This window comes from Ruegeria sp. HKCCD7255, assembly GCF_013031565.1.
Classification (GTDB): Bacteria; Pseudomonadota; Alphaproteobacteria; order Rhodobacterales; family Rhodobacteraceae; genus Ruegeria.
In genome coordinates this window covers 590959-601956 of sequence record NZ_WQAG01000002.1, presented here as the reverse complement: position 1 = coordinate 601956, position 10998 = coordinate 590959, and the positions used below count along the sequence as shown (strand labels likewise).

Sequence of the window (10998 nt, the reverse complement as noted above, 5' to 3'; positions counted from 1 at the left end):
CGGCCATCATCCAGTGCGTCCGACATTCAGTCGAGCGACCACCTTTGGTTCGGGCCTTGCGGGATCGCCATGGGCGTCCTGGCGCCGACTGCGCGCTTGCGTCCGCCCCGTTTACGAACGGTTAACCCTTCTTCGCGGTAGAGCCGGTAGAGCTTCTTCCAGTTCACTTCCCAGCCTTCCCGCTTCAGCAGGATGTGCGGCCGCCGGTAGCCGAACCGCCGCCTTTCGGACGCCAGTTCCTTCATCCGGGTGCGCAGTTCCGTGTCGGCAGGGCGCTTCGACCTGCGCCGATACACGCGCGGATCGATCCCGGCCAGCGAACAGGCACGGCGCTGATTGTAACCCTTAGTCTTCATCGCCCAGTTCACAGCATTCCTCCTCGAACCAGGCTTCAGAAGTTTTTTCCGAGCATTTCTTTCAGCGTCGCCACGTCCATCATCTGCTCGGCCAGCATCTTCTTCAGTTTGGCGTTCTCAGACTCCAGCGTCTTCAAACGCCGCGCATCTGACACCTCCATGCCGCCATACTTCGACCGCCACTTGTAGAACGTCGCATCGCTGATCCCATGTTTGCGGCAGAGCTCCTTCGCACCCAGTCCGGCCTGGTGCTCCTTCAGGATGCCAATGATCTGCTCTTCGCTAAAACGGCTTCTCTTCATCGTCTGTCTCCTCAGTTGGAGAACAGGCTAACCTTAAATCGAGGACTTTTCAGGGGAGCAGGTCAGCTAAACACTGCGAAGTTTAGCCAAAGCGGGGTGCTCCGAAGGCTGGTTATTTTGACACAATTTGTCGGAGTCCCGCTAGGATCGAACATTAAAAGCTCTGGTTGCCACTCGATGGTGATACTTGTTTTTCTTAACCCAGCCGTTCAGCGATGCGTCCAAAGCCTGCGATGAGTTCTGGAGTAGATTCTGATACCCAGTACAGCGCCACAGCAATCAGAATTATTGAACCGAACTTGAGAACCAAAGGCTGATAGAGGTTCCAGCGCCGCATCACGAAGAGGATGGGCAAAACGATTGCAGCGATCACTACCTGTCCGATTTCAATCCCTATGTTGAACCCTAAAAGCGTCAGAAATTTGTGCTGGGGATCAAAGCCCAAGGGCTTGAGTATATCTGCAAACGCAAAACCATGTACGAGGCCGAACACGAGAACGACCACCCAAATTCGGCGTTGGAATATAGGATAAATGTTGTCCAACGCCACGACGGCGATTGAAAGTGGGATCAAGAATGCGATAAGGCCGGGTGGCAGGCTAACAATGCCAAGCGCGGCCATTGTGAGGGTAAGTGAGTTCGAGACTGTAAACAAAGTAATATTTTTTAACACGCGCCAAAAAGCTGTCTCGAACGACTCGGCCGGAGACCACTTAGGCATTCTCAGCGACAATACTGCGGGAAGCAGCAAGGCTGTGAGAAACACTATGTGATCATAACCGGTCCAGATGTGCCAAACGCCGTAAATGATGAAATCCAAAAATACCTTGAAGCCGCTTTGTCCAACCAAGCTGAGTTCTTGCAACCCGGCAGTTGGTTTGAAAACCAAGGACGTAAATGACTCGTTGTGGGTTATACCGGTTCGTTCATTGGCTTCGATAACGGCGAAGGTTGTGTGTGTCGGATCGATATAGTCGAACAGATATACAAAATTCATCATCAACGATTCAGGCACGTCAACAAGCGTCGGAACATCAAAGTTGAGTTGCCCATAGGTTGCAAAACCCGCACCCAAAAAGCCGACATCAGCGAAAACAGGCTTGTGGAGTTCGTCACCAACCTGGAGTGTTAGCCCCGCGCTAAGTTGTTGAAAAACCTCTTCGGCGCGAGCGCGGAATTCTTCTTCGGTAATGTCGCCGTTTTGATCTGCGTCCAGATCCACGGTTCGTGCTGCATCTTCCAGCGTCACCTCGAAACGACCAGAGAGACTAGTGTCCTTTACATCGAAGAAAACGTACGACTGGTTTAGCTCGTGCCCCTCGACGGAAACGGGCAACGAAAATAGCAGCAGAAACAGGTACGATTTAAGAAGATTTAACACGATACACCACCTTTGACTTCCAACGTTGTACGTCGAAAACACAAAACCGTATCACTTTATGTAAAAGAATATCGTTTTGATACCCAGATTTGAAGAATGGCAGAGCACTTCAGGTAATTGGGGCGAAAGATGCAACAAACCGGCTCGTAAATTAAATTTTGAACCAAACTCACCGGAGAATCGTAATAGAACAGTAACGGTTAAGGCCCGCGTGTGTGTTTTGGGCTTGGAGTATGGTTATGGAATATCGCGCGCCTGATACGGCTTCATTGCACGCCACGATACCGCAATACATAGGTGAATTTGCGCGCAAGCACCTTGGTGGCAGCGCTGTTGAGCGAGATCATGAGGGTGGCGAAAACCTTCAAGCGTTTCGCGAACAATGGCAGACAGCTGCGAAATCTGGGATCTTAGGACAAAACCACCCGGAACGTTTTGGTGGTCAGTCTGTATCGGCCGAAACACTCGCCCAATCATTGGAAGCACTCGGATACGCATGTCCAGACACCGGCCTGTGCCTTGGTATGTCCGGGCAGATAGTGGCATTCCAGAAACCTATCCTGGAGTTTGGCACAGACGACCAAAAGTACGCTTTGTTGCCGGGTTTGATTTCTGGGTCGCTTTTGGGTTCGGTGTGTATCACGGAACCAGACGCAGGATCAGATGCCGCGTCGATGAAAACCCAAGCTGTTGCCGATGGTGATGGGTTCATAATTTCGGGGATCAAGAGCTTTGTAGGAAATGCCCCTGTAGCTGACAGTTTTTTGATTTTCGCAAAAACCCACCCTGAACGCGGATCATGGGGGGTGTCTGCTTTTCTGGCCCGGGCGGACCAGCCTGGAATTTCGGTCTCAAAATCTATTGAGAAAATGGGGCTGCGGTCTTTGCCGATGGGAAATGTAGAGCTTGATGGACTTCGGGTTATGAATTCGTCGATGTTGGGCGGCCTCGGCTCTGGAATGGCGATCTTGCGCCGAACCCTTGAGTGGGAGCGCGGGTTGATATTTGCATCCTCGGTTGGCGCGATGCGGCGACAACTCGAGGAAGCCACGGAATTTGCCAGAAACCGCGAGCAGTTCGGGAAGCCGATCACCGAGTTCCAATCTGTTTCAAATCGGCTCGCCGATATGCGCGTGCGCTACGAAACATCTCGTCTTGTCTTGCTTGAAGCTGCCCGGGCACTCGAGGCTGGCCAGAGCGCGAGCATGATATCCTCGATCTCTAAGCTGCACTTGTCTGAGGCGTGCTATGAGACAGCATTAGACTATCTTCGGATTACGGGCGGGGTTGGTTATTTGAAAGGCCATGAAGCTGAACGTGCCCTAAGAGATATGGTCGGTGGCCTGATTTACTCGGGTACCTCAGACATCCAGCGGAATATAATTGCGGATTTGTTGCCTTGAGAACTGCTCGACCAAATATGATGGCGTTTCTTGATGACACACTGGGCGCTCATGCAGTTGTACAGCCCGAGAAGCCAGCGTTTATCTTCAAAGACAAAACACTTTCTTTCGCCGAACTGCATGACCATTCCGACGCGCTTGCCGCGCAGCTTCGGGCGTTGGGTCTAGAGCGCGGCGCAAGAATTGGAGTTTTCTTTTATCGCAGCTTAGAGGTTCCGGTTGCGGTTTTCGGCAGCCTGAAAGCGGCGACAACGTTTGTTCCGCTCGACCCGCACGCGCCAACGGAGAGGTTGGCCCATATTGTCAATTCGACCGATATGTCGGCGATCATCACAAGCGATGTCCTTGCCACAAAAGCGGAAGAGATTATCCAAAAGTCCGGTGTGGACTGTCTGGTTTTGGGGCCAACCGAAGCTGCAGACACTTGTAAAAAAACGATCAGTTGGAGTGAATTGGTCGCTGGATCCCAACGCTACGTTACGCCAGATCGAGTGGATACTGATCTTGCTTACATCATTTTTACGTCCGGCTCGACGGGTGAACCAAAGGGTATCATGCACTCGCACAGAACAGCACTTGGTTATTTGGACACGTTGCTTGAACGCATTGATATCGGTCGCGACGACGTTATGTGCGCGTTGTCTCCGTTGATTTTTGACATGTCGTTGAATGAGTATTTTGGTGGTCCGGTTTGCGGAGCGAGCGTGGTCATTGCGGCTGATGGGCAAGTCAAGCTGCCTGCCTCACTGGGACCACTGTTTGAAAAGCATGGCGTCAGCATTTATTGTTCCGTGCCTTCGTTGCTTGTCAGTTTTCTTGAGCGCGGGTCCCCGGAAAACGCGGATCTTTCTGCGATACGTTGGGTGTTGACTGGCGGGGAACCTTTGGCGGCCAAACACTTGCGCAGCGCGCTCGATGCGATGCCGAATGCACAGTATGGCAACCTGTATGGACCCACTGAAACAAATTCGTGTTCGGTTGAAGTCATTACGCGAGAAAACTCGGATAATATTTCCTCTATCCCGATTGGACGGATGGGGCGGAACTCGCGCGCGTTGATCATTGACGAAAACGATGTTTCCGTCCCAGTGGGTGAAACAGGAGAGTTGTGTGTGCAAGCCGCGTCCGTGATGATGGGGTATTGGGGCAAGACTGAAAGTAAGGATATCGTTTTCCTCGAGCGCTATGGCCCCGGAGGCGTAAAGGAAACATATTATCGAACCGGTGATCAGGTCCGCATAAACGAAAGCGGAACTCTGCACTATTTGGGACGAACGGACCGACTTGTGAAAATACGTGGATATCGTGTTGAGCTTGACGAGGTGGAAGCGGCTTTGAACGCACAAGACGATGTGGCTGAGGCTGCGGCGATTAGTTTCTGCACAGCTGACAACACGCTGACAATTGGCGCGGCGGTCTTGTTGTCACCGGGGTCCGAAACATGTGCCGATGATCTGCACAGGGCGATGTCTGACGTGCTGCCATCCTACGCGAGACCGTCGCTGATTGAAATCTTGCCCGAGCTGCCAAGAACCGCTTCTCAAAAAATTTCCAGGCGCGGCCTGGAAGAGATTTTCCAAAACCATCAAGGCTTCAACAATGCACAGTAAAATTCGTGAAATCCTGACAGTCTCGGCGGGCATCAAACATGCGTTTCAGGATGATGAAGACGTTCTGGAAACTGGCGCGATTGACAGTATGTCAGCCGTAAGGGCCATCGCTGCGCTTGAGGAAGCTTTTGAGGTCAAGATACCTGCTGTCGAGGTGACCTATGAGAACTTTCAATCCGTAAACGCTATTGCGAATTACCTCAAAGGATTGATTGATTAGAGATGCGTAACCTTACAAACGCACAAAACTTGTTCTGGGTCGGCCATAAGACCGCACCGAAAGCCGGGCATTTGAACCAAGCGATATACGCTGTGTTTTCAGATGTTGAGGACGCCAACAGGTTGGTTTCAGCCATTCATGAGACAGCCGCGGAATGTGACAGTTTCCGTCTGACATTCGAAGAGAGCGACGACACCGTTCGCCAGCATGCGACGGCGCGCGCTCCAGTATGCCAAAGGATCGGGGTAACCGATCTTGATGCAGCGATGATGTGGATGCAGACCGACGCACGTGTGCCGTTTGATCTGGAAAATGGAACATCCAGAATGGCGTTCATTTCGCTAGCGGATGGGCGCCACATATTTTATTTGGTGCAACATCATATGGTTTGTGACGGCGCATCTGTTTCACTGTTTATGCAACGTGTGGCTGACCGATTTAATGGCGAGGAGTTAAGCCTACAGCCGGCCTTTCTTGACTGCAATACTCTATTTCAAAGCAAAAGCGAAACTGCAGCTTCCCTTGATAACGCTGATAATCCGCCTTTGTCTCTCTACGGTAAGGAAGGAGGGCAAGGCGGCCATGAAAAGATCAGCCATTTCCTTGAGCTTGATACGAACCAGTTGAAAAGCTTCGAGCAGGCGGTTTCAAAGGCTCCGTTTCAGTTGCTTACCTCTCTGATGTCCACGCAAATTCTGCTCACAACTGTTGTCTTTGCATGGCTGTCACGGATCACCGGCTCCGAGCGAATAGCGCTTTCGGTACCGCAACATAATCGAACTACGCCAGAACTGCGCCGAGTGGTTGGTCTTGTGATGGAAATGCTGCCGCTTTCCGTTGAAGTGAACAAAGAAGACACGTTAACGACCTTGCACGCCAAAGTTCTGGAGGCAACGCGAGGCCTTATTCTAAAGGGTGGGAGCGGCACGACAAAACCGTCGCTGGTTCGGAACTTAAACGTGGTACTCAACGTTTTTTCAGGTGTACCCGCCAAGTTCAAAGGTGCAGATTGCGTAGCGAAGATTTTGCCTGTCGAACGCTCCGACCCGTTTCAAGATCTGAACATTGAGTTCGCAGACTTGAATGCGACAGGTGAGTTTACAGCTCGCATCGTGTTCGACGCAAAACAGTTTTCTGAGGTAGAACGAGAATTGGCGGCTCAGCATTTTCGCCGGATGCTGGATGCTTCGCTGCAAGAGCCGGACCAAAAGCTTTCACAGATCGACATTTTGACAAAGCCCGAGCGTGACTCCATCCGGGCTTTCAATACAACCGCAGCAGCAAGTACTCAAACACCTACGGTTCTCGAGCCGCTGCTGGCCACAGATCGAGACTTACCCGCGGTTCGGTCTCATTCAGACCAGGAGCTTCTGAATTATGGCGCGCTGATAGATCGCTCAAATCAGCTTGCGCATAGCCTCGTGGCATCAGGAGTGGGTGTTGGCGATCGCGTTGTTGTTCACCTCCCTCGCTCTCCGGACGCAATAGTGGCCATTCTGGCGACACTCTTTGCTGGAGCTGCGTTTGTTCCGGTAGACTATAATATGCCGGTAGAACGACGTTCTGCCATTCTGGCCGATGTACAAGCCGCAGCGATCATAACTACAGAGGAACGTCAAAATGACTTTGACGGGGTAGTCTTAACGACCCAGGCCTCTGACATGCCGTTGACCGCAACAAACTGCGATGTTCTTCCAGAAACACCTGCCTATGTCATCTACACATCTGGCTCGACTGGCACCCCGAAAGGGGTGGTTGTAAGACATCGAGAACTTGCCGAATACATCGCAACCATCCGGCAATCTTACCCGGTGGAAGATGGTTGGAGCTATGCTCTTTTCTCTGCGATTGGATTTGATCTGACAATCAACAGTATCTTCCTGCCGCTCGTGACAGGTGGTCAGATAGTCACATATGCTGAACCCGCAGAAGGTCCGGACTTGGCTGTCTTGGATGTGTTTCGAGATGACAAAGTGGACTTTGCGCGCCCAACACCGTCTCATCTGAACCTTGTATTGGATGCCGATATCGGGCCGGTTGATCGCATCAAATGTATGCCATTGAGTGGCGAAGCCTTCCCACGAGAGCTTGCAGACCGCGCGCTTGAGCAATTGGGGAAACGGATCAATCTGATAAACGAATACGGGCCGACAGAAGCTGTTGTTGGGGCTATGATGCACCACTTTCAGCCAGACGATCCACCGGAATACAGTGTTTCGCTGGGGCGACCTGCGCCGGGAATGGCCGTTTCAGTGGTAAATGAGGCTGGCCGCGATCAACCTTTTGGAGTTGTTGGTGAGATTGCAATCAGTGGTCGGCTGGCATCCGGGTACCTGGGACGACATGATCTGACCGACCAGCGTTTTGTTGACGGGTTAAAAGGCGATGATCAGCGTTGGTATCTGACTGGCGATGCGGGCGCATGGTCCAAGGAAGGCGCGTTAGTTTATCTTGGTCGGTTGGATGATCAGGTAAAGATCAACGGCGTTCGTATCGAACTTGGCGAGATCGAGCATATTGCGCAGACGCATCCCGATGTTTCGCAGGCGGTCGCTTCGGTGCAAACCATAAATAGCCGACAAATCCTTGCGTTGCATTTTGTGGGCGGCGCTTCGGCCGAAGATGTCAAAAACATCGTGAACCGAAGCCTTCCCGCGCAAGTTCATGTTGATTTTGCGCTTCAGATCGACGCAATTCCAATGTCGGCAAATGGCAAGATTTCTCGCAAAGATCTTCCTCGGATCGGTGCTGACGCTTTGCAGAGATCGACCTCAGGTGTGTTACCACGGACAAGTATTGAGACCCACCTCTCTAAGATTTGGGCAGATGTTTTGGATCATCGCCCGATCTTCGTGGATCAGGCCTTCAGCGAGCTTGGTGGTGACTCACTGGCGGCGATACGAATTCTAAGCAGCGCCCGAAAGGAAAACCTTGATTTTGAGATCGCCGACTTGTTCAGGGCTCAAACCATTGAGCGGCTTGCGGAACTGGTGACACCGCTGCATTTAGCAGAAAATCCTGAACCGAGAGAACGATTTGCGGGAATATCTGCTGCGGACCGAAAAGCGATTGAGCTGGCCATCGGGAAATCGCGGATATGATCACGCCGTCACCACAACCCGAAGTGATTGATGCGTATCCTTTAACGCCGACCCAGTCCGGTATGCTGGTCCACATTCTTAATGAACCCCATCAGGCGCATTATTTCGCCCGTGTTACTGGTGTTCTCGCAGGGGCATTAACCCAGGAAATCGCACTGGAGGCATGGCAATCAATCATGAACCGCCATGAGGCATTGCGTACTGCCTTTGTGTGGGATGGGTTAGAGCAACCACTTCAGGTGGTTGTTTCGGAACAGTCGGTGGATTTTGAATGGCTTGAAGACGCACCCGGTGACGTTGGGATCGGCGACGCTCCGACTGCTGCTGATTTGGCAAATGCGCCATTGTGGAAGGTGCGTATGTGGCCTCAGAGCGAAGGTAAGACCAGATTTGAATGGTCAATCCATCATCTGATCATTGACGGATGGTCCGCTACACTTATCCTTGATGAATTTGTGCGCAGCATTGCGCAACGTATCAATGGAGAATTGATTGAGCTTGAACCGGCGCCTGTTTTTGCCGATCACGCAAGGTGGCTTGCCGGCAAGTCACATGATGACGATTTCTGGAAAGAGTATCTGTCAGGCTATCAGCCTAAAACGCACCCAAAGACTGATGACAAATCGGGGTTCGCCGAGAGCTCGATAACGCTTACCTCTGAAGAACAATCCCGCTTGACTGCCGCGGCACAATCCGCGGGTGTTACGGTGCCGGTCGCGGCTCAGGCGGCATTTTCAAGGGCGCTAGGGGGGCTACTAAACAGCGACGACATCGTTTTTGGGCTCGCCGTCTCGGGACGCAGTAGTCCGATGGCAGGCGTAGAAGCCTGCGTAGGCATGTTTGTGAACAATCTGCCGATGCGAGTTGACCTGACATCCGACAATTTGTTTGAGCGTGTTCAGGAAAACCTAAACGCGTTGCGTGAAAGAGAGTTTACGCCGCTTGGAACGGCCGCTCGACTGGGTGGTTTAGCCCCCGGTCAGCCATTGACCGACGTTGTTTTGACGATACGAGCATTGCCGGAAGTTCAGAGTGTTCATGGCGTAGCAATTGATGATTTACACTTTCGCACGCCGTCAAACTTTTCTCTTGTCGTCGAGTATGATCCTGCGGATGGCACGTTGTCAGCGTTATTCAACACCGCGCATTATTCCCAGCATGATGTGGACGAATTGTTTCGCAGCTTTAGAAAGGCAGAACTACAACACCAAGCAGAGCTGAGACGCCGTATTGGGTTTTTCGGGCCTGATTTGCGCGGCGAACCCGTGGATATCGTCAGCCGAATATTGCATCAGGCACACATGCATCCTGATCTGCCAGCCGTGATTTACGATGGTGAGGCAACCAGTTACGCTGCTTTGCTAGACCGAGCGTCCGACATCGCAGCCTTCCTGTCTAGCAGAGGTATCGGTCGAGGAGACTGCGTCGCCATTGTTTTGCCGCGCGGGCCGGACATAATCAGTGCAATGCTGGGAACACTACTGACAGGCGCCGCGTATGTTCCTGTCGATCGCAATTATCCCCGTCAACGTATTGACTACGTTCTTTCCGATTGCGCTGCGAAAGCTGTGTTGAGCGACACCGAATCCGAAATCGAAAACGCGATTTGCATAGAAGACGTTCCGTCGAGCGATGGGTTTGAACCCGTCGAAACAGAAGAAGATGATCTCGCGTATGTGATATATACCTCAGGCTCAACAGGGGCGCCCAAAGGTGTCTGTATTTCGCGGGGGAACCTGTCTTTCAGTCAGGCGGCGCGCGATCAGTTTTATCCTTCTGCCCCTGAGGCCTTTCTCTTGATCTCGCCCTTCGCGTTCGACAGCTCGGTCGTTGGTCTGTATTGGGCACTGACATCGGGCGGTTCTTTGGTCGTAACGAAAGAGCGTGATGAGCAGGACATTGCGGGGCTTGCGAACTTGATTGCCGAACAACAAGTGTCGCATACGCTCATGCTGCCTGGGCTTTACAAAGCCTTGCTTGAAGGAGCTGACGCAAAAACCCTGTCCTGCCTCAGAACGGTTATTCTAGCGGGTGAGGCCGTGCCAGAGACGCTGCACCATTCTCATGTCTCAATCCTGCCTGACTGTATCTTGGCCAATGAATATGGTCCGACTGAGACGACTGTCTGGGCTTTGGCGGATTTGATCACTCCGGCTGAGGATCGCGCGATGACGATCGGAACGCCAATCCCTGGAACCCAGGTGCTGTTGCTGGACGAAAACGACAGGCCCGTCAAAGCAAATGAAATAGGTGAAATTTGCGTTGCCGGCCCCAGTCTTGCACGCGGCTATCTTGGAAGACGTGACGAAACTGACAGGGCGTTTCAACACCTGAAAATTGATGGCGACACCATGCGTGTTTATCGGACCGGCGATCAGGCGCGGTGCGGGCCTGACGGTCGGTTCGAGTATCTAGGGCGCGGCGACGATCAGATAAAAATCAGGGGGCACCGCATAGAAGTACACGAGGTGGAAAATGTTCTGGCATCGCTGTCATCTGTTGGAAACGCCGCCGTTGTGGTTGGCCCTGCACGCACCGTCAGCGATGACGAATTGAGCAGCGCATTGGAGCGCATGCCACGTGGAATGGCTGAGCAATACTTGAAGACTGCACTTAAAGGCTAAG

Annotated in this window: 6 protein-coding genes and 1 pseudogene; 5 read left to right on the top strand and 2 right to left on the bottom strand. The window is 52.3% G+C overall.

Translation table 11 applies throughout. The features are described 5' to 3' along the window. Positions 1-29: 29 nt before the first annotated feature. Both GOX45_RS06665 and GOX45_RS06660 read right to left on the bottom strand, forming a co-directional pair. Positions 30-658, bottom strand: a pseudogene (locus tag GOX45_RS06665) (transposase); the annotation flags it as partial. Positions 659-854: 196 nt separating this feature from the next. Next, positions 855-2039: a HupE/UreJ family protein gene (locus GOX45_RS06660; protein WP_171099222.1), complete on the bottom strand. Its 1185-nt coding sequence runs from the start codon at positions 2037-2039 to the stop codon at positions 855-857. 233 nt (positions 2040-2272) lie between these two features. Here GOX45_RS06660 and GOX45_RS22050 point away from each other — a divergent pair, with 233 nt between their 5' ends. From GOX45_RS22050 to GOX45_RS06635, 5 genes are read left to right on the top strand one after another with little or no spacing between them, the layout of a single operon-like run. Next, the gene (locus GOX45_RS22050) at positions 2273-3442 is read left to right on the top strand and encodes an acyl-CoA dehydrogenase family protein (RefSeq protein ID WP_371808956.1); all 1170 of its coding nucleotides are present in this window, start codon (positions 2273-2275) and stop codon (positions 3440-3442) included. Between the two features lie 20 nt (positions 3443-3462). Then, positions 3463-5052: an amino acid adenylation domain-containing protein gene (locus GOX45_RS06650; RefSeq protein WP_171099218.1), complete on the top strand. Its 1590-nt coding sequence runs from the start codon at positions 3463-3465 to the stop codon at positions 5050-5052. Continuing rightward, complete coding sequence (locus GOX45_RS06645) at positions 5042-5272, top strand: acyl carrier protein (protein WP_171099216.1); 231 nt, start codon at positions 5042-5044, stop codon at positions 5270-5272. The genes GOX45_RS06650 and GOX45_RS06645 overlap by 11 nt, the downstream gene beginning before the upstream one ends. Positions 5273-5274: 2 nt before the next feature. Beyond that, entirely contained in the window at positions 5275-8373 is a 3099-nt protein-coding gene (locus GOX45_RS06640) for a non-ribosomal peptide synthetase (protein ID WP_171099214.1), read from the top strand. Then, a complete protein-coding gene (locus GOX45_RS06635) occupies positions 8370-10997 on the top strand; it encodes an amino acid adenylation domain-containing protein (RefSeq protein WP_171099212.1) in 2628 nt (875 codons plus the stop codon). The genes GOX45_RS06640 and GOX45_RS06635 overlap by 4 nt, the downstream gene beginning before the upstream one ends. The last annotated feature ends 1 nt before the right edge of the window (position 10998 follow it).

Excerpts from the sequence above, each read along its gene's own strand:
- GOX45_RS06635 (WP_171099212.1), top strand. The coding sequence starts at position 8,370 with ATGATCACGCCGTCACCACAACCCGAAGTGATTGATGCGTATCCTTTA.
- GOX45_RS06645 (WP_171099216.1), top strand. The coding sequence starts at position 5,042 with ATGCACAGTAAAATTCGTGAAATCCTGACAGTCTCGGCGGGCATCAAA.
- GOX45_RS06650 (WP_171099218.1), top strand. The coding sequence starts at position 3,463 with ATGGCGTTTCTTGATGACACACTGGGCGCTCATGCAGTTGTACAGCCC.
- GOX45_RS06640 (WP_171099214.1), top strand. The coding sequence starts at position 5,275 with ATGCGTAACCTTACAAACGCACAAAACTTGTTCTGGGTCGGCCATAAG.
- GOX45_RS22050 (WP_371808956.1), top strand. The coding sequence starts at position 2,273 with ATGGTTATGGAATATCGCGCGCCTGATACGGCTTCATTGCACGCCACG.